This window comes from Oscillibacter sp. 1-3, assembly GCF_000403435.2.
Lineage (GTDB): Bacteria > Bacillota > Clostridia > Oscillospirales > Oscillospiraceae > Oscillibacter.
The window spans coordinates 331,298-350,653 of record NZ_KE159711.1 but is presented as its reverse complement, the minus strand read 5'-3'; the positions used below and the strand labels follow the sequence as shown (position 1 = coordinate 350,653).

At 56.3% G+C, this 19,356-nt stretch carries 14 protein-coding genes; 1 reads left to right on the top strand and 13 read right to left on the bottom strand.

The annotated features are described in order from the left end of the window. Positions 1 to 55 precede the first annotated feature (55 nt). Complete coding sequence (locus C816_RS19990) at positions 56 to 529, top strand: hypothetical protein (protein ID WP_051147054.1); 474 nt, start codon at positions 56 to 58, stop codon at positions 527 to 529. Here the strand turns inward: C816_RS19990 and C816_RS19985 are convergent. The 13 genes from C816_RS19985 to C816_RS19920 form a co-directional block, all read right to left on the bottom strand. After that, positions 487 to 2,259: a VirD4-like conjugal transfer protein, CD1115 family gene (locus C816_RS19985; RefSeq protein ID WP_016324230.1), complete on the bottom strand. Its 1,773-nt coding sequence runs from the start codon at positions 2,257 to 2,259 to the stop codon at positions 487 to 489. The genes C816_RS19990 and C816_RS19985 overlap by 43 nt on opposite strands. Next, positions 2,256 to 2,735, bottom strand: a complete 480-nt coding sequence (locus C816_RS19980) for a PcfB family protein (protein ID WP_016321583.1) — start codon at positions 2,733 to 2,735, stop codon at positions 2,256 to 2,258. The genes C816_RS19985 and C816_RS19980 overlap by 4 nt, the downstream gene beginning before the upstream one ends. 39 nt (positions 2,736 to 2,774) lie before the next feature. Next, a complete protein-coding gene (locus C816_RS22140) occupies positions 2,775 to 3,752 on the bottom strand; it encodes a hypothetical protein (RefSeq protein ID WP_016321584.1) in 978 nt (325 codons plus the stop codon). Positions 3,753 to 3,838: 86 nt separating this feature from the next. Continuing rightward, on the bottom strand, positions 3,839 to 4,633 hold the full coding sequence (locus C816_RS19965) for a phosphoadenosine phosphosulfate reductase domain-containing protein (RefSeq protein WP_016324229.1): 795 nt from the start codon (positions 4,631 to 4,633) through the stop codon (positions 3,839 to 3,841). A gap of 82 nt (positions 4,634 to 4,715) precedes the next feature. Continuing rightward, entirely contained in the window at positions 4,716 to 12,620 is a 7,905-nt protein-coding gene (locus C816_RS19960) for a SpaA isopeptide-forming pilin-related protein (protein ID WP_016324228.1), read from the bottom strand. An 85-nt stretch (positions 12,621 to 12,705) separates the two neighbouring features. After that, the gene (locus C816_RS19955) at positions 12,706 to 13,659 is read right to left on the bottom strand and encodes a CAP domain-containing protein (protein ID WP_016324227.1); all 954 of its coding nucleotides are present in this window, start codon (positions 13,657 to 13,659) and stop codon (positions 12,706 to 12,708) included. Positions 13,660 to 13,763: 104 nt separating this feature from the next. Further along, on the bottom strand, positions 13,764 to 14,585 hold the full coding sequence (locus C816_RS19950; RefSeq protein ID WP_016324226.1) for a class D sortase: 822 nt from the start codon (positions 14,583 to 14,585) through the stop codon (positions 13,764 to 13,766). Then, positions 14,582 to 15,541 (bottom strand): hypothetical protein, encoded by a 960-nt coding sequence (locus C816_RS19945; RefSeq protein ID WP_016324225.1) that lies wholly within the window; start codon positions 15,539 to 15,541, stop codon positions 14,582 to 14,584. The genes C816_RS19950 and C816_RS19945 overlap by 4 nt, the downstream gene beginning before the upstream one ends. 95 nt (positions 15,542 to 15,636) lie before the next feature. Further along, the gene (locus tag C816_RS19940; protein ID WP_016324224.1) at positions 15,637 to 15,978 is read right to left on the bottom strand and encodes a DUF3846 domain-containing protein; all 342 of its coding nucleotides are present in this window, start codon (positions 15,976 to 15,978) and stop codon (positions 15,637 to 15,639) included. A 27-nt stretch (positions 15,979 to 16,005) separates the two neighbouring features. Further along, a complete protein-coding gene (locus C816_RS19935) occupies positions 16,006 to 17,031 on the bottom strand; it encodes a DUF6017 domain-containing protein (RefSeq protein WP_016324223.1) in 1,026 nt (341 codons plus the stop codon). 167 nt (positions 17,032 to 17,198) lie between these two features. Continuing rightward, entirely contained in the window at positions 17,199 to 17,645 is a 447-nt protein-coding gene (locus C816_RS19930) for a DUF5348 domain-containing protein (RefSeq protein ID WP_016324222.1), read from the bottom strand. Between the two features lie 15 nt (positions 17,646 to 17,660). After that, the gene (locus C816_RS19925) at positions 17,661 to 18,572 is read right to left on the bottom strand and encodes a ParB/RepB/Spo0J family partition protein (RefSeq protein ID WP_016324221.1); all 912 of its coding nucleotides are present in this window, start codon (positions 18,570 to 18,572) and stop codon (positions 17,661 to 17,663) included. Then, entirely contained in the window at positions 18,569 to 19,354 is a 786-nt protein-coding gene (locus C816_RS19920) for a ParA family protein (protein ID WP_016324220.1), read from the bottom strand. The genes C816_RS19925 and C816_RS19920 overlap by 4 nt, the downstream gene beginning before the upstream one ends. Between the last annotated feature and the right edge of the window lie 2 nt (positions 19,355 to 19,356).

Genomic DNA, 19,356 nt, shown 5'->3' with positions numbered 1-19,356 from the left:
ACAAATACCCGTTTCTGTCGTATAATGCAGACAACACAGATAAATGGGGTTCTCCATGAATAATAGAGATTTGACTGGCAAGGTAAACTCAGCCATGTACCGGCAATGCCGGGACCGGGGCTTTGCGGCTCCGGTGGATGTGCTGATGGAAATAGGCTATTTGTCCAAAAAGGACTATGAAAACTGGCGGTATGGGCGCGTCTCCTACTTGGAGCGCGTCTGTACGGCCAATTTAAGCAAGCTGTCTACCGTCATGCACCAGATGCGGGTGTATGCGAAAAAGGCGGGGTTAAAGCCGTCTTTCTGCTACTATAAACGGTGGGGCGTAAAGAAAAAGGGCGGTCAGGGGCATAAGCCGGTGATCCCCCTTCGGTTCAGCAAGAGCGGCGATCCAGAGATTGAGCGGTGGTATGCCACGCACTTCGTTGATACAAAGCGGGTTAGCCAGCTAAAGGCGGCGGCATTGGAGAGAGTGGAGCCGCCCCGTCAGGAGGGGGAATCCCCGGAGGACGGAGCTTCCATTTCGTAGCACTCGAAAACATCATCCGGCTTCACTGTCAGCCTGCGGGCCAGGAACTTCGCAATATCAAAGTAATTCTTCTTGCTGGAATCCAGCAGATACTTGTACTGCGGGTGCTTGGTAATGTCAAACTTGTCGGAGAAGAACGGCCTTACGCCCTGCACCTGCAAGATGCACTTGCCGCCGTCCATCACCGCGAGTTCGTCCACGTCCATGAGCGCCCTGCCTAATTTCTGGTAGTTGACGCCCATACTCCGCTGGCTTCCTCTGGTATCGGACGTGTTATAGCTGTCTATTGTGGCTTTCCCTAAAGTTTCAGAAATCTCCTTTAAGGTGCTTCTTTCCTTGCCTCCGAGGAACAAAACGCAGGAACAGTTGCCGATAATTGTCTCCGCATGGTCCTTGTAGACCGCCTTGAGCTGGCTCTGCGTCTGCACTACGATGTGGGCGGAAATTTCGCGGGAGCGGATCACGCTGATGAGGTGCTGGAAGTTGGGAATCTTCTGGTTGGCGAACTCGTCCAGAAGGCAGGTGACGTGGGTTTTCAATGCGCCGCCGTTCTCTAAAGCCTTGTCGCACAGGACGTTGAACATCTGCGTGTAGACCATGGCTGAGATGAAATTGAAGGTCATATCCGTATCGGAGACGATGCAGAACAGCGCCGTTTTCCGGTCCCCAATCTTGTCCAGCTCCAGGTCGTCGCCCTCCATGAGCTGACGGACCTCTTTAATGTCAAAGGGAGCCATCCGAGCGCCGCAGGAAATCAGGATTGACTTAGCTGTTTTGCCCGCTGCCATTTTGTATTTGACATACTGCCGGACGGCAAAGTGTTCGGGGTCACGCTGTTGCAACTGTTCAAACATCAAATCCACGGCATTTTTGAAGTTTTCATCATCTTCCCGCACTTCTGAGGCGTTTAACATTTCCAGCAGTGTGGTCATGTTTTTTTCTTCCTCCGGGGCTTCGTACCAGATGTAGGCTATCAACGCCTGATAGTACAGGGCTTCGGCCTTCGCCCAGAAGTCTTCACCGCCTTTGCTGTCCTCGCCCTTGGTGTTTTCCATGATGCAGTTGACCAGCTTCAGAATGTCGTTCTCGCAGTAGATGTACTTGAACGGGTTATATCTCATGGATTGCTTGAAATTGATGGTGTTTAACACTCTGATTTCATACCCGCCTCGCTGCAACATTTTTCCACATTCTTCCAAAACTGTACCTTTCGGGTCCGTGACAATATAGGTGGCGTTCATCTGCATGAGGTTTGGTTTAATGTGAAATCGTGTCTTTCCAGAGCCAGAACCACCAATAACCAGAACATTTTTGTTGATATTGTATTTAGGAATCTTGTTGCGGCCCACCATGACGCGCTCTGTCTGCGTCAGGAGTATGTTCTGGTCAAATTTTGGATTTATGAACGGGCGTATATCGTCCGCTGTTCCCCAACGTGCTGTCCCGTACTCGACCCCGTGGCGGTATTTTTTGGCATTTTTGGCCTTGATGTAGACTGCCGCCCGGATGCAGGCCGCGCCGATCAGCCCCACAAGAAGGTCCTGGGGGTGGAAGCTGGGGAGGGGGTTGCTGGATATGATTTCCCCCAGGCCGGAGATCGCCCCCATGCCCTTTGCCACCATATCTGCGCCAGCGGCCAGCCGGTAGCCCTCGCCCACACGGTTGAAGAACCAGAAGATGAGTGCATAGGGGAAGTTGAGAATCAGGAATTTTTTTAAGTCAAATTTCACAGTCCACGCTCCCCTCTGTCCCGGTCCTTGACGGTATCCTGGGCCATGCTTCTTGCAACCTCCTTGAAGTGGGCGAGCTGCCGCCGGACAGAGGGCTTCTCCGGGGCCTTGCGGCGTATGGTCTTGGCGGTGTACTCGGCAAAGGCGGCTTTCATGGCGTCATCATCCCGTGCCTTGAAAAAGACGTAGTATTCACCCTTCTCCGGGTTCTTTTTTAGAGCAAAATCCACGCCATATTTTTTCGCCACACTTTCAAATGACTTGATATTTTTAGCGGTAATATCAATGCTTTTCACGCCCGTCCCCTGGCCCACAAGCTGCTTCACGCTCTGTTTGCCATGGTGGATTTTCGGGTTTTGGGACTGCGCCAGATACTTCCGTATCGCCCATTTGAGCAGATCGGCGGTCAGTCTGCCGCCGGTCTTGCCCACCTTGATTGCCAGGGCAACGGATTTATCCCGCACTTCGTCCTGCATAGTGATCTGCCTCCTTCCTGCAAGCGGCGGCGGGCGGGGTCAGCGAGCCTCGCCGCCCTTGGGATGTTCTGACGGGGGCGGGCGCTGACCCGCTTCCCGCATTTTTTCGTGGAGCTGGCCGCGCAGAGAGGGCTTTACCGAATCAGATATTGCGGCAGGCTCCCGTCCACTCTGGACCTCTCCAATCTGTACCGGGTCCGCTTTTATCAAAGCGCCGTCCCGCAAAAGAAAGCCCTGTGTCTGGATCGCCTCCAAGGTATCTCCCGTTACCTCGCCGTACAGCTTCAGGTCGGTGTCCACCAGCATTTGCAATGTGGCCTGCACTTCGGCGGAAATAGCCTGTCTCTGTTCCGGCGCAGCAAAATACCGCAGGACTGCGGCCTCCTTGCCCGCCTCCACAATCGCCTCTCCCACCTGAGCGTTCATATCAAACAGTTCAGCCACATCAGACCGCCATTGGGTCGCGACAAATTTCAGGGGGTTTTCCATTCGGAGTAAAATTTCAGCATTACCCGGCTCAAATTTGAAGTATTTCTTCATAAAATTGTGCGCTCCCTGCATGGCGGAGATTTCTGCACTCATGGCAATGATCTCCATCTTGTCCATGCCCAGCAGCTCCGCCCGAAAGTCAGACATATTCCGGTCCAGCCGGTCTTTCAGGGATTGGATTTGATCCACCTTCTGCTGGACATAGCCAGCCGGGTTCACCAGTGGGAATCGCTCATACGCCTTGATCGCATAGAGTATGTCGCAGATGGGAAACTCCCATGGGTGGTCCTGTTCTTTCCAGCACTCCAGCGCCACGGTCAGCGGGTCAGTAAATTGCAGCAGGGCTGTTACTTCATCGGCCAGAAAGTCATGTTCCTCCTTCAAATAGTAGTGAATTTTAGACAAGTTTTGCAGCCGGTACACATCTTCAATGTCCGGCCCGCCCTCTTTTGTGCCGACAGCGGCAGCGTGGTCCAGCAGGCATTTGTCGATCACTTTCATCAGCGGACGCTTTATTTCATAGTTCATAAGGGCCTGCCTCCTTTTCGTAATTTTGTGTTATATGAGCGGGAAAAATCAAGGTGGGACTACCCGATGGCGGAGAAGGTGATGTGTCACTTGCGCCCTGCCTTTTCCTCACGGGCAAAGCGTTCCTCCAGCCGTTCCACGCTCCAATCTTTCTTGAACTGTCCCAGAGGGCCGGGGCCGAACATAGCCCGTGCCCGGTTGTCCATCTCCCGCAGCCGCGCCCACAGCTCCGGGTGATGGGTCCGCAGTTTCCGCAGCTCGTCAATCCGTTGCAAGGGACAGCACCAGCAGGAAGCACGGCGGTAGATTTCGTACAGCCCGCCAAAATCAAAGCCCCGGCTATAACAAATCTGCAACGCCTGGGCTTCGGTGATCTTCCACTCTACCAGGGGATAGCGGTTCTGCGGATCATCTTTACATCGGTGGGCCTCGTCAGCGGCGATTCCAATATAGTGCAGGGCGTTCTTCCCCTTTTCCTGCTTCAGCCGGTTGGCCTCTTTCCGAATCAGGTGTGTTTTGCGCTGTCCAGTACACCAGCGTACCCTCATACCGGGCCAGCCATAGCCCGTCAAAGGCTGACCTTTCGCGATACGGCGCTCAATAGCCCGTTTTTGCTGCTGGGGAATCTCAAACATCATCCACTCGAAGCTGTGGGGATGGCGCAAAGTGGTGATATGGATGCCACGCTCCCGAAAAAGCAAACTGTCCAGTTTGGCAATATGTTCCTCCATTTCAGGAAATTCCATGCCGGTATCCGCATAGAGTACGCAGTCAATGGGCATTCCCTTCTCAATCATCAGGAGCAAAACGCACGAACTATCTTTTCCACCGCTCAGGCTGACAGCGTGATAAAAGTTGCCGTTTTCGTTTGTTTTCGTCAATTAAACCTCCTTAGACGCAAAAAGAAGCCCCGGAAGGAACAAGTCCTTCCGGGGCAAACGAATGATGTGTGGTTAATTGGAGTTAATAGCCCGTCCGGGGCAGTGTGGTGGATTTCCCGTAGATGTTCGTCACCCAGCGGGACACCGCCTGAATCCACTCGCCATTGTAAACGCCGCCTACATCAGCCTTATTTACAAAGGCTCCGGCAGGCAGGCCGGAACGGGCGGTGCAATAGATGTAGGGCTTTTCCACCTGGGCGAAGCCAGCGGGGGCCTGACCAAACACAAACATGATCTCGGTCACTCGCTCATTGGAGGCCAGCCCCAGGGCAACAGGAGACGCAGCCAGGGTGTAATTCCGGCTGGTGGACAGGTTATCCGCCAATGTCTGATATTCGCCGCCGTTGACCCGGTAAACGATCTTGTAATTGCCAGGGCGGTTATAGGTTCCGGTAACAACGGTATCCAGCCGCACCTCCGCAGGCAGGGTGTCCCTCCAATAGAAGCTGTCCAGACGGACATTGGAGCTGTTAGCGATGCCAGAGAACACATAGCGCACCGGCTGTCCGCCCATGACCTCCTTGGGACCGGTCTTAGTGATGGATACGCCGGTGGTCAATGCCTTGTTGGTCACTTCAAAGCGCACGATCTGGCCCTCATGCTCCAAATAAGCAGTGAGAACCGTATCGTTCACACCATAATTTGCGGGAGCCTTGACCTCCCGAATGGTGTAGCGGCCCAGGGGCAGGGGCTTGGACGCCGCCAGACCACGGCTGTCGGTTTTGATGGTATCCACCAGATTGCTGGCCTTATCGTAAATCTCGAACACGGCCCCCTCCAGCAGCGTCCCCTCCGGCAGACCGTTGGTGGGGTTGTAATCAGCGGATTTTTTTACGATCTGAATCTGCGCCGTAATGGGCGTATTCTTCCACTCCACCAGCGTGGTCTCTCCGGCAGTGACATACACGGTTTTCATCTGCGTATCGGGGATATAGCCCTCGTTTTCCAGCTCCCGCAGGTAGTAACGGCCGGAGGTGGTCAAGTTTTCAATGTAGACGTACCCGCTGTTGTCGGAAGTGTACTGGCCCATGGGGGTGTTAGCGCTGTCGTACAGCAGGAATGTTACCCCTTGGATGCCCTTCCCGGTCACGCTGTCGGTCTTATGAATCAAAATGCCGCTGAAAGCCTTGTTGGTAATGGTGACGGTTGTGGCTTTGCCGTCCTGGATGGTGAAGTAGGTGGGGGTAGCGTCCAACTCAAAACCCTTCGCCGCCTCGATCTCCACAGCGTAGTAGTCTCCGGCATCCAGGTCCAGATGGGCGCGGCCCTGCTTATCGGTGGTAATGGTATCCACCAGCGCACCGTCCATCTTCCTGATCTCAAAGGACACGCCGGGGATGCGCTTGGATTTGTCGCTCTCGGAAACCTTGATAAGCTCCAGTCCGCCCTCGGCCTTGTTGAAGAAGGTGAGACTCTGCGCGTTCCCCTGCTTGATGAGGATGGACTGCGGTGTGGTATCCAGCACATAGCCGCTGGCGGTCTTGGTTTCCTTGGCGGTGATGGTTGTGCCGGGGGTCAGATCGGTGAGAACAATGCGCCCGTTCCTATCGGTGATATACTCGCCGTTGTTCGGCCCCATAACCGCACCAGAGCTGTCGGTGACGAGGAAGGTCACACCCTGGATGGGATCGGTGGTGCCGTCCACATACTTCTGGATGGTGAGGGTTTGCTGGGGAGCGTTGTAGAAGGTGAGGGTCTGCGTGTCCTCCGGGCGCACTTCCACCGTCTGCGTCCGGGTGGCCTCGTCAATGGTGTAGCCGGGAATCGTCCTGGTTTCCTTGACCACGATAGTACCCACTACGCCGGAAATTCGGATTTCTCCGTTGGCATTGGTGGTATACAGGCCATTGCTGGACAAGTGGCCGTTGGCGGTGTCCACATAGCCGCCGCCAGCATAGGTCAGCTCAAATTCCACACCGGACAGCGGCTGCTTGGTGACGGAATCCAGCTTGCGGATTACCAGCCCACCAGCTCTCTTGTTCCAAAAGGTCAAAGACTGCGCTTCGCCTTCCTTAATGGCGATACTCTGGGGCTGGCCGTCCAGGATAAATCCATCCACCGTCTTGGTTTCTTTAGCGGTGATGGTTGTGCCGGGTGTAAGGCCGGAGATCACAATGCGCCCGTCATTATCCGTGGTATAATAGCCATTGTTCGGCCCCACCACAGCGCCAGTGCTGTCCGTTACCAGAAACTCCACGCCAGCGAGAGGTTCATTCCTGCTGCCATCAATATACTTCTGAATTGTCAGGGTATTGGCAGGAATGTTGTAAAAGGTGAGCGTCTGTGTCTCCTGCGGATTGACCGTAACGGTCTGGCTCTCCCGGCCCGGTTCAATCGTATATCCAGACAAAGGCCGGGTTTCCTTGACTATGACTGTACCTACGATGCCAGAAATATGGATTTCGCCGTGGTCATCGGTGGTGTAAAGCCCCTTGCTGGATAGGTGCCCGTTATCGGTGTCCACATAGCCGCCGCCAGCATAGGTCAGCTCAAATTCCACACCTGCCAGCGGTTTCCCGGTCTGCTTATCCAGTTTCCGAATAATGAGAGAACCAGCGGGCTTGTTCCAGAAGGTCAGGTTCTGCGCCTTACCAGCTTCAATCCTGATGCTCTGGGGCCGTCCGTCCAGAACGTAGCCGTCCACCGTCTTGACTTCCTGTGCGGTGATAGTAGTGCCGGGTTCCAGCCCTTCCAGCACGATTTCACCGGCATTGTTGGTGTAGTAGATGCCTCCATCGGGGTTCAGAGGCTTGCCGGAGCCATCCACTACCTTAAAGGCCACGCCAGCCAAAGGCTCATTGGCGGTGCCCTCGATATATTTATGGATAGTCAACGTCATTTTCGGGTCGTTCTCGAAAGTAAGGTCATTGCCGCCAGAGCTACCGCCGCTGCTGCCAGAGCCGTTTCCGCTTCCGCCATTGACAATACTGTTTCCAGAACCGTTTTTGACAATGATGGTCTTGGGCGTGGTATCCAGCACGTATCCATCGGGGACTCTGCTCTCCGTGACAACAACGGTGCTGCCGGGAACGAGGCCCGTCACAACAACGGTGCCGTCCTTCCCCGTGACATAGCGGCCAATGATGTTCCCGTTGCCGTCCTTCACGGTAAACTCCGTATTGGGCACGGGCTTTCCGGTCACGGAGTCCAGCTTGGTCAGGGTCAGGCTGCAAAGAGGCTCATTCAAAAAAACAAGGGTCTGTGTGTCCTCCGGGTTGACGGTGACGGTCTGGGTCTGGGTGGACTGGTCGATCACATAGCCGGGAGCCGCCTTGACCTCCTTGGCAACAATAGTCCCGGTCACGCCGGAAACGCGGATTTCTCCCTTGTCGTCCGTGGTGTACAGGCCGTTGCTGGAGAGGTGGCCGTTGGCGTTATCAACAAAGCCGCCGCCCGTATAAGTGAGCTGGAACTGCGCCCCGGCGATCAGATTGCCGGAAACACTGTCCTTTTTCTGGATGACCAGCGTACCAGCCCGCTTGTTCCAGAAGGTGAGCTGCTGCACCTGTCCGGCCTTAATGAGAATGTCCTGGGGAGTGCCATCGAGGACATATCCCTCCACAGTCTTGATTTCACGGGCAATCACGGTAGTTCCCGGCTCAATGCCGCCCAGAACGATCTCACCAGCCTTATCGGTGTAGTAGGTTCCGTCGTCCGGGCCAACAGCGGCCCCGGAGCCGTCCACCACCTTGAAGCACACGCCGGAAAGCGGTTCATTTTCAGTGCCTTCAATGAACTTGCGGATAATCAGGGTGGTGGCGGGTTCGTTGTCAAAAATCAGGCTGTTGGCAACGCCGGTGCGGACAACGATATTTTTCGGGGTTTCATCCTTGATATAGCCGGTGGGGGCCTTGCTCTCGGACACTACAATGGTGGCGTTGGGGGCCAGCCCGGAGACTGTCGCTGTTCCGTCCGTCCCGGTGATATACCGGCCATTGTTGGGGCCGATGGCCCGGCCCTCGCTGTCCCGGACCAGGAACTCCGCCCCTTTCAGCGGCTTCTTGGTCACAGCGTCCCGTTTGAGGATGGTCAACGTGCAGAGGGGGTCATCGTAAAAGCGGAGGGTCTGCGTATCCCCGGCATTGACCACCACAGTCTGCGGGGTGGGGTCCGCCTGATAATTGTCCGGGGCCTTTACCTCGGACACTACATAGGTTCCGGGGAGCAGCTTGGACAGGACGATCTGGCCGCTGCGGTCGGTGGTGTACAGGCCGTTGCTGCTGGTCAGGCCCTCATTGTCCGGGGTCAGCTCCCCGTTGGCGTTGGTGATTCTGAATTGAGCGCCGGAGAGGGGCAGTTTCGTTACGCTGTCGTACTTCTCCACGATCAGCCCGCCCTTGGGGGTGTTGGTGATAATGATAGTCTGCGTATCGCCGTTGGCCCCAATGACCACGTTGGTGCTGGGGCTGTCCATGACATACCCTGCCGGGGCCTTGGTTTCCGTCACCACATAGGCCCCCGGTGCGAGGTTGGTAACGCGGATTTCGCCGTTGCTGTCGGTCACAAAGAGGCCGTTCTGCGTCAATGTGGACGTGCCGATCACACCGTCCAGACCAACCTCACAGCCTGCGGCGGTAGCCACCCGGAACTCCGCGCCGGGGAGGGGCTGGCCGGTCTGACTGTCCCGCTTCTGGATAATCATGGAGCCTTTCGGCTGATTCTTAAAAGCAAGGGTGACAGTACGGCCCTCCTTGATCTGTACGGTCTGGCTCTGGGTGTCGATGATAAAACCGGCAGGGGCGCGGGTTTCCGTAACTACCACGCTCTTGCCGGGTTTCAGGCCGGGGATGCGGATTTCGCCGTTTTCATCGGTGCGGTAAATGCCGTTGCTGTCCCCGATCAGACTACCGTCCGCGTACATGATTTTGAACTCGGCATCCTGGAGTGTAATGCTGGGGTTGACGGAGCATACCTTTCTGACAAGCAAAATCCCGTCCGGGGCGTTGTCAAAGCGGACGGTAATGACACTCTGCTCCCCGCTGTCGGCCAGAAACACCGTCTCGGAGGCATTGATGATGGAATACCCGTCAGCCGGGTCTACCTCCTCCACCACATAGGTTCCACTTTGCAGCCCCGTCCAGATGGCGGTGCCGTTCTTCCCGGTCACTTTCTGCCCGATGACAGTGCCGCCCGTGCCGGAAGTGCCGCCCAGATAGCGGAGCTGGAAGGTGCATCCCGGCAGAGCCTCGTGGGTCACGCTGTCGTACTTTTCCACAATAATTCCATTCAGCGGCTCATTCTGGAAGGTCAGGGTCTTACTCTCGCCGCCGTGGATAATGACCTTTTGCGTGGTGGGTTCCTTCATCTGAAAGCCGGGGGCGGGGGCCACCTCGGTCACGGTGTACTCGCCGGGGTACATCTTCTTTCCCTGTTCATGCACCTTGATTTCGCCCCTGGCATCGGTGAAAATATACCCGTAGTCGATGGAGCCGGGGGCCTCCGCCGCCTCGCCGTTGCTGGTGTAGGTGACGTGGAACTTGGCCCCCTCAATAGGAGCGCCCGCCACGCTGTCCTCCTTAAAAATGGTCAGCTCCGGGGCCTTGTGGTTGCGGAAAACCAGCGTCTTTTCATCGCCTGGGTGCAAGGAAATTGTCTGCACACGGTCTTTATCCTTATCCGGCAGATAATAGGGCGCGGGTACAGATTTCTCCGTCACCTCATATGTGCCGGGGGCAACCCGCAGGGTAGCCTTGCCGTCCTCGCCGGTAGTCCAATCGTCCTGATAGTCCCCGTTGATAGCTTTTACGGTGAACACAGTGCCGGGGACAGGCTTACCACTGTCAGCGTCAACCTTGGAGATCGTCAGCTCCGGCTTTTTAAGATTCTCAAAAATGACTTCCTTCTCATCGCCGCCATTCAAGCTGATGGTCTGGGTTGGCTCATCACTGATACAGTACGGCTCCGGGACAGACTTCTCCGTTACGCGATAACTGCCGGGAGCAACCCGCAGCTCCACGGAGCCGCTGGCCTCGGTGGTAACTTCGTGGCGGTAATCGCCGTCAATGGCTTCCAGCAGAAACACCGTACCGGGGATGGGATTGCCCGTACCCTTTTCAATTTTGGTAATTTTCAAAAGAGGCTGTTTGAAATTATCAAAAATCAGCTCCTTATTGTCACCAGCCTCCAGCCAAATGGTCTGCGTGGGTTCATCCCCCACCACATAGGGGGCGGGAACGGACTTCTCAACCACTTCATAGCTGTCCACGGGGATATTGGAGAGGACGGCCCTGCCGTCTGCGCCGGTAGTCACATCGTTGTGGTAGCCGTAGTGGATGCCCTTGATCTCAAAATGGGTATTGGGGATCACATCTCCAGTCTGCGCGTCCCGTTTCAGAATCGTCAGGTTGGGGAGCCGCTTGTCGGAGGCTGTCACGGTGACGGTGCCGCCGCCGTTGATAGTGGCCTGATCCACATGGGCGATGACCGGCTCTGTGAGGGTGGCGTAGGGAGCCGGGGCACTCACCTCCACAAAAGCGTACATTCCCTCGGTCACATCGGTGACGGTAATGGAGCCGTCCGCTTTGGTGGCCTCCGTGCCGACAATCTGGCCGTCCTTGATGATGTTGAACACCGCGCCGGGGAGGGGATTGTCGCTGTCATCCAGTTTGATAAGTTTTACCTTTACCTTGGCGTCATTTTCAAACACCAGGGCAATGTCGCTCTTGCCGTCCCAGCGGAAGGACTGCTTAGTCTTATTCACATCGGGGCTTTTGGTGTAGCCCTCCGGGGGTGTCACTTCCTCGGCGGTGTAGCTGCCAATGGGCATATCCTTCCAGGGAACGTCGGTCAGATAGCCGCCCTCGCCGGTGATGAAGGTTCCAGTAAAATCATTGTCCACGCCCTCAATTTTAATGACCGCCCCGGCGAGGCCCTTGGTGGGGTCATCCGCGTCCACCTTGCGGATACTGCCCTCGCCGGTGATTTCGGGGCTGTCGGCAAAGGTGACGGTTACGGTGTTATTGCCATTGCTGGGCAGGACCACATACTGCGGGCCAGCGTTGTCGATCTCATAGCCCTCCGGGGCCTCCAATTCAGTCACGGCGTAAGTGCCCGCTTCCAGGGCGGACAAGGTATAGGTTCCGCCGCTACCCGTTACGATCTCCTTGGAGTAGGTGCCGTTTTCAGAAGTCACCTTAAATCTCGCTCCGGGCAGGCCCTTGTTGGGATTGGTGCTGTCTACCTTCTTGACAGTGAGATCATACTTCTCACGGGTGATATTCAGTTCCCCAATCATAATGGCCTGTACGTCGCTGGCCGGATGATAGTTAGAGCCGGGGCCAGTGTAAGCGTACTCATAGACGGCGCAATCGCCCCATACGCCCTGCGCCCCCAGGTCGAGGATATACTGGGCGCGGTCACGGAACGATCTGCCGTCCATCGTATCGTCAATGCTGGTATAGCTGGTATGCTCCAGATTGTTATAGACGTACAGCAGTTCCTCGGCGCAAGCGGTCACGGGGTCTGCCAGCAGACCGGCCTTGTAGCGCCAGACAATCGCCTGCACCCAGGCGTTCATCGTCCATGTGTAGTCGCTGTCCCACACATCATCCACGTTCAGGGCGTGGGCTTGATCGGTAAATACGCCGGTAGAGTGGGCGTAGAAAAAGGCCATCATGGTCTTAACGGTGGGATCGGAAATGGACTGGGGATTACCCCACGTGTGGCCCTCCAGGGACCAGCCCATGCCCTTGCCTTTCTCGGCGCAGAAGCCCATGGTACTCTTTCCATTAAGCCCAAAGTGCATCTGGTGGAGATGGCAGGTGCCCAGAGCCGGGGATTCATATTTGACCCCGTTATGAGTACAGTCGTCCATCTTGATGGAGCTGGGGCTTGCCGCCAGCGCCGTGGCAGGCAGCAAGCCCAAGATACACACCAGCACCAACAGCATAGCCGTTATGCGGGTGAGGGAGAACCGGATTTTTTTCATATGTTAAAAAACTCCTTTCCATTTTGCGGTATAAGAAAAGGCCCTTCAGCATGGGGCTGAAAGACCTTTCCATATCCGTATTCAGTTATTCGTAGGGATTGTGGGTGTTCGGTCTGCCAACGATCATATAACAGTAGGTTGCGCCGCCGCTTTCAGTCACACCCACGCCAATACCGTCACAGTCTGGCTTTATCATGGTTTCAAAGTGTCCTGAAGAATTAAGCCAGTTTTCGTGGGCGTGTTGGGCTGCATCCTCTGCGGCAACACCAGTGAATACCGTCAGGTTTATGCCAAAACCGTAAGGATAGCCGCTGTCAATCACAGCTTCGCATTCCTCCTGGGTGTGGTGCCAGGAATACCGCTGATCCGAGAGGGCTTGTGCGGCGTCCATCAGGGCCTCGTTGACTGGCAGCTCCGCCACGCCGTTGGCCTTGCGGGTCTGATTGATAAGCTGAATCAATTCCTGGCGAATCTCCATGTTGTCCGCCAGGGCGGAGCTGGTTTCACCGGCAGGAGAGGATGGACCGTCCGCTTCCACGGTAATTGTCACGCTCCCTGTCCGCCCGTCCGGGGCGGTCACGGTGATGGTGGCCTTACCAGGAGCCTGCGTCTTGGCCGTCCAGTAGCCCAGCACATTTTCTACACGCACAATGGCGGGGTCGCTGGAGACTGCGGTACAGCCCGGTTCCGAAACGATCAGGCCGCTCCCTTCCCCCGCTTTCAAGGTGGTCCCCTTGTAGCTGCTCACCCGAATGGAATCCGTCTGTGCCGGGGCTGTGCCGGTGTATGGCGCGTCGCTGTCAATCTGAACGCCGTCCTGCCAGTATACGTTGAAGCCCACCGCCTGTCCAATGTCCCGCAGCTTCACATAATTGTTGCCGCCAATGCTGTATGCGGTCATCTGAACCTGCTGGCCGTCCACGTAGATGGGCTGGACAGATAATTCCGCTATGACCCCTGCGGCATAGGCGGTCCCACCGCCGAACAGCACCGCTCCAACCAGCATACCCATTACGAAAGTGAAATACCTGTTTTTCATTTTGACGCCTCCATTTCTGTCTATCCGGGAGTTAGCAACATCTAACCAAGTATATCATAGCAGAAATGGAAATATTTGTCAAGCGGTTTTGCGAAAGTTTTTCCTTAACTTTCGATGCCTTTCACGCACCAGCGGTATTCCCGCTCATTCCTCACACAAGTATAGAGGGTGATCTGGTTGTCGCTGGTGGAGGCGGTGCCGCTGTTGTCCGTCTCGCTGACCTTCTCCACGCTGGTGACAGAGTAGGTGCGGGTCCCCTCCTTGGTGGTGAGGGTGATGCTGTCCCCGATGCTCAGCGTATGGATTTTCCCGAAATAGGAGTTGGTGCCCCGGTTGTGAGCGGCCAGACAGACGTTGCCATTCCAAATGCTAGTGTCGGTGAAATGGCCCACGCCCTTGGTCAACGCCGCGCTGTCCGTTCCCTGGACGATCTTGGCGGTAAGGCCAATAGCGGGAATATGCAGACTGCCCAGGGTTCCGTCCGTATAGTAGCTGTCCTGGGTCACATCCGTATAGCCAACGCCGCCGCTCCCCGTCCAGGTGCTGGTGGAAAAGCTGTGATCGGGGAGGTTGGGCAGAGCGGAGCCGTCCACGCTGGGCAGGGTGGTGTAGTCCACATTCCCCAAGCTGTTGACCAGCCCGCCGTCCATGCCGCCGGGGGCAAGGTTGGGGGTCAGGTACTCGCCGGAGTTGGGGAGGTAGCTGGTGGGCGTTCCGAAACCGGGCGGCATCCGGGCGGCGGTCTTGCTCCGGTTCGTGTTCTGATCTTCTTCCTCCCGGTGAATGACCTCCTGGGAGGTGGGCTTGCCGAACAGATAATCGTCCGCTCCATCAAAGTCGTACTCCAGGGCGCTGGCCGGGGAGACGAACAATGTCACCAGCAGAGACGAAATAAGCAGGGCCTTCAAATAGGTTCGCAGCTTCAAGTGTCTGATCTCCTTTCTCTCATTTTCATCACGCTCCACCCGCCAGCGGCCAAAAGTGCGGCAATGCCGCCTGCACAGCCGAGTACGGAGAGCATTGTAGAGGGTGCGGGGCCGCTCTGGGGCGCAGGGGGCATCTCCTGAGACGTATCCGCCCCGGTCAGGCCGCTGTCCTGGGGCGCGTTGGTTTTCGTATCGTGATAGGGCACATCCGTACAGCCGAAGATGGCGGTATAGGTCACGATCTCGCAGTTGGTTTTGGCAACCTCGCCGGTGTAGTCCGCTGTGACGGTGTAGCCGGTGGCATAGCGGCTGGTGACGGAGCCGGTATAGCTGGCGGTGGCGGTATAGCGCACCACCACATCCTCACCCTCCATATTCGTGGAATCGGACCACTTCACATCCGCCAGCGTCAGCGTCCTGCCGCCCTCTGTCACCGTCTTGGGAACCAGGGACAGGTCCGCGTCGGACAGGTTGGGATAGGTCCGGCTGGCGGAGAGGTTCCGGGTGGAGGTCTTGTAGCCCTTGACCTCCGCCTGGACGCTGTTGTAGTCCAGCTTCAGCATTCCGGCATAGCCGTCCTCCGTCTCCGCCTCGATCTCCGGGGCAAGCTGCTTCAAAATCTCCCCCAGATCGCCGGTGGCGCTGTCCGTGGTGACGGTCTTGGTCAGGGGCTGGGTATCCACGCCGATCTCATCCTTCCGGGTCATTTCCATCAGGTGGAAGGTTCTGCCGTATTCCTCAAAATCCTCTGTGGGAATACCGGCGGGATCGTCTGAACGGGAAAGCTGATAGACCTTGCGGATGCGGGGCTGGTCAAAGTCCCCGGCGGTGTAGGATTCCACTTCCACCGGATAGTAGCAGGCGGCGGAGCGGTCCGCAGCCAGGGCGGGGGGCGAGGCCGCGCACAGAAGCAGCGCGGCAGTACACAGCAACGTGACGATTCGCTGTATTTTCATAACGATCAGTCTCCTTTCTGAATTTTGTGTGATTGCAGTTTGAGCCGCTATGTACTAAGGCGGGACCCGCAGGCGGCGGAGCAGGTGGCGGTGGGTCAATCCTTATCCCCTCCCTCCGGGCCGGACGTGGCGAAATAGGCTTCAAATTCCTGCCGCTGGGCGGGGGTCAGGGAGGTGAAGCGTTCCCCCTCAAAGCCGCACAGCAGGAAGGTCCCGGCGATGAAGTCCCCGCTGTCCATGGGATTCTCCCGGTTGGGCATGAGCTTCATGTGCTTGCCCTCGCTGTTGCAAATCAGCATGACCCGCTGGGGCAGGTAGCACCCGGCCTCGATAGGCCCGCCCACAATCTGCTGAAAGGCTTCCAGCGTGTCCTCCACCTGGGCGGGGCGGGGAGCCTCGCCGGGTTCTACCACCAGAATGTCGATTTTGTTTGCCATACAGAAATCCTCCTTCGTCTGTCCGGTTTATATTCCAGCCGCTTCCTGGGCCAGATCGTGGCTGACCAGGGATGCGTAATACTGGCTGATGGTCGTGGGCGCGTTGTAGAGCGCCGCCAGGGTGTACGCCTTGATGTTCTTCACCAGCGTGGTGTTCTGGCTCAGGCTGTCCAGAACATAGGCGATATGCTCATGGGTGAGCTTCAGGAACCGGCTTTTGACCACGCCGGTGGGCATTTCCTCTCCGGCGATACGGATGAAGTCCCGCCGGGAACAGCAGACCTCCACCATAAGCTCCACATAGCCCTCCAGCGTGTCCGCGTCGTAGGGATGCTCGGTTAGGAGCAGGTCAAAGTCGATATTTTCCTGAATCAGCTCTCTGTATCTGTCCATCTCATCCATCCTCATCCGGCTCTTGGGCCGACCAGAAGGGGGAGAGGTGGACGGCGCGGGGGTAGGGGGAAGGATGGATGGGTCAGTATCGTTCAGATCAGTATTTTTCTTTTCAGTCTTATTAGGAGCGGAAAAATCGCAGTCAAGACCGCGTGTTTCCAGCGGTGCAGACTGCGGAATTTCCGCAGTCAAGAGTGCGGCGCTGTCCAGCGGTCTTGACCGCTGATTTTCCGCAGTCTGGGGAGCCGGAGGCGGCGGGGTCTGTCCCGGCTTCTGGGGCTGGCCGGGTTCCGGGGGCAGGACGAAGTTCTTGACGTAAATCCGCGTGGGCCGTCCCTGGCCCTGCTTCTTCCGCTCGATCAGGCCAATGCCGTCCTTGTCCAGCTCTCGGAACAGCTTTGTGGCCTTGTCCTTGCCGCAGCCCATGAGGTTCATAGCGTCCTCCTGGGTGAAGTAGATGTAGACACGCCCATCGCTGTCCATCCAGCCGTTTTTGATGGACAGCCCCATACGGTCCAGTAGCAGGCCGTAGAGGACCTTGGCCTCAATAGAAACGCTCTTGTAGCGGGGGTCTGTCAGCAGGGTCTTGGGGATGCGGTAAAAGCTGTACTGGTCCGCTTCGGTCCCGTAATAGTAGTCCAGGTTCAGATTTGACGGCATAGTGATTGCCTCCTTTGTGATGTGCGGAAAAACAAAAAAGCGCCCTGGTGACTGTTGATAGTCACCAGGGCGCTCATGCTTCTGCCGCTTGTCATTTTGGCCGTAAACGCAAAAAAGCCCACCCGCAACTGAATTTTAGTCAGTTGCGGATGGGCTTGTCTGATTGATTATGCTGCCGATCTCACACGGACACACAGCCCGTTCATGGGGAGGCCCTTGTACCCAACGAGGTAATAATCCTCTCCGTTGTGCTCCACAACGGTCCGGGTCCAGTAGGGAACATCGTGGTATTCGTCCGTCACCAGGGCTTCAACTGTGCTTCGGCAGTCGTAGAAGTGACCTTTGGCGGTCCGATATTTCCCAGCGGACCCTTTCCGTAGGGTGCTGACCTCGGTGATGGGCTGGGTCAGATAGGAAATGTACTCCTGCACATCCGCCAGCCGGTCCGTGATACGCCGCAATTCCTCCAGGAGAAGGAGCTGCTCGCCATCAGCAAAATCAATGTCGAGGCCGCTCAAATCATCATAGTCCGGGTAGGTAGAGAATTTGAGAAACTGCGCAATGCGCTGGTTCAGCTTGACAGCCTCTGAAAGCACCATTTGTAAATCAGCCATGTTAAGACCCCTTTCCTATAAATGTTGAATTTTCCACGTTTCCAACAAAGACACGATCACTTCCTCCATTTGCTGGGCGGTGTAGGTCTGCGGAAAGTATTGGCGCAGCCTCGTTTGCTTTAAAACTACCTGTACAGCGGCGGGATGTTCCGCTTTCAAAAGGGCTTCAATGACGGTGGGGGTCAGGGTGCCGTCCTTGCTGTGCTGCTTGATCTTTACAAGTTGGCCTTTGCTTGGAATCAGATTCAGCTTGTCCATCACCGATACAAGGTTCGTCTGTTCCTGCGCTGTCAGAGCGGAAATATAGTCGGCGGCTGTGCTGAACGACAGTTTATCTTCGTCCACCAAGACCAACAGGGGCGGGATCAGCTTCGTCAAAGCTATGTACCGAGTAATTGCCAAGCCACAGCTTTCTCCTGCTTCCAGTGCAATCCTTTCTCGCGCTGGTAACTTTGGAACGCCGCGTTCTAAAGTGAGATCACGCCGTTGACCCTGATGCTTCAAGGCTTCCAGTTTCATTTTATAGGCAAAGGCTTTTTCGCTAGGCAGGATTTTCTCCCGCTGGAGGTTGCTGTCCACCATGATAATAGTCGCTTCGTCATCATCCAGTGTCCGAACGAGTACCGGCATGGTGGCCTTACCCGCCAGCTCACTCCCCCGCTTGCGCCGGTGGCCCGCTATGATCTCATAGCCGCCCTCTTGCCGGGGGCGGACGATACCGGGAGAGAGAACGCCGCTTCGTGCGATACTCTCCACTGTTTTCTGCATCGCTTCATCATCCCGTACCTGGAAGGGATGATTTTTGAAAGGGAACAGCTCTGACAGAGGGACCTCCTGCACCAGATTATCGTTGACCTCTGCCGGTCCACTTGTCTGAAACAAAGCGTCATAACCGGTCAACTGTATCTTGCTGGCGCTGCTTTTCATGCCAGAACCTCCCGCGTCAACGCGGCATACGCAGCGGAGACTTTACCGGCAGGGTCATGGAGGTAGATACTCCGGCCCTCCGCACTGGTTTCTGCCGCTCGGATGGATAGAGGGATAATGCTGTCAAATATCCGCACACCGCTGCCGTAGGCGTTTCTCAGCAGCTCCACGATCTCGCGGGAGTAGTTGGTCCGCATATCCGCCATGGTTATGAGAATACCCGCAATATCCAAACGGGGGTTGATTTTCCGCTTCACATTTGATATGGTGTGGATAAGCTGTTCGAGGCCCTTGATGGAGAGATAGTGCGCCTGCATGGGAATGACTACTTCGTCAGCAGCGGCTAAGGCATTGATGGTAAGCATACCCAGGGACGGGCAGCAGTCCAGCAGAATCACATCGTACTGTTCCCGGACACTGTTCAGAAATTCGCGCAGAATTGTCTCACGGCTCATGGTGTTCACCAGCGTGACCTCCAGACCGGACAACTCAATGTTGGCGGGAAGAAGATCTACGCCCTCTGCCTGATGGATGATACCCATTCCGGGAAGTACAGGCTTGTCCGTAATGATAAATCCCAGCACATCGGCAAGGGTCCCTTCAAGCTGGTCCGGGTGCTGATAGCCCAGGCTGGCGGTAAGCGAACCTTGGGGGTCTACGTCCACCAGGAGGACCTTCTTGCCTTCCCGTGCCAGCCCGATTCCCAAATTGACCGTTGTTACAGTTTTTCCAACTCCGCCTTTCTGGTTGCAGATTGCCGTGATTTTGGCTTTTTTGCTCATTT

What these genes read in the sequence shown, in the direction of transcription:
- C816_RS19990 (WP_051147054.1), top strand. Translation starts at nt 56, where the DNA reads ATGAATAATAGAGATTTGACTGGCAAGGTAAACTCAGCCATGTACCGG.
- C816_RS19980 (WP_016321583.1), bottom strand. Translation starts at nt 2,735, where the DNA reads ATGCAGGACGAAGTGCGGGATAAATCCGTTGCCCTGGCAATCAAGGTG.
- C816_RS22140 (WP_016321584.1), bottom strand. Translation starts at nt 3,752, where the DNA reads ATGAACTATGAAATAAAGCGTCCGCTGATGAAAGTGATCGACAAATGC.
- C816_RS19960 (WP_016324228.1), bottom strand. Translation starts at nt 12,620, where the DNA reads ATGAAAAAAATCCGGTTCTCCCTCACCCGCATAACGGCTATGCTGTTG.
- C816_RS19955 (WP_016324227.1), bottom strand. Translation starts at nt 13,659, where the DNA reads ATGAAAAACAGGTATTTCACTTTCGTAATGGGTATGCTGGTTGGAGCG.
- C816_RS19945 (WP_016324225.1), bottom strand. Translation starts at nt 15,541, where the DNA reads ATGAAAATACAGCGAATCGTCACGTTGCTGTGTACTGCCGCGCTGCTT.
- C816_RS19940 (WP_016324224.1), bottom strand. Translation starts at nt 15,978, where the DNA reads ATGGCAAACAAAATCGACATTCTGGTGGTAGAACCCGGCGAGGCTCCC.
- C816_RS19935 (WP_016324223.1), bottom strand. Translation starts at nt 17,031, where the DNA reads ATGCCGTCAAATCTGAACCTGGACTACTATTACGGGACCGAAGCGGAC.
- C816_RS19930 (WP_016324222.1), bottom strand. Translation starts at nt 17,645, where the DNA reads ATGGCTGATTTACAAATGGTGCTTTCAGAGGCTGTCAAGCTGAACCAG.
- C816_RS19925 (WP_016324221.1), bottom strand. Translation starts at nt 18,572, where the DNA reads ATGAAAAGCAGCGCCAGCAAGATACAGTTGACCGGTTATGACGCTTTG.
- C816_RS19920 (WP_016324220.1), bottom strand. Translation starts at nt 19,354, where the DNA reads ATGAGCAAAAAAGCCAAAATCACGGCAATCTGCAACCAGAAAGGCGGA.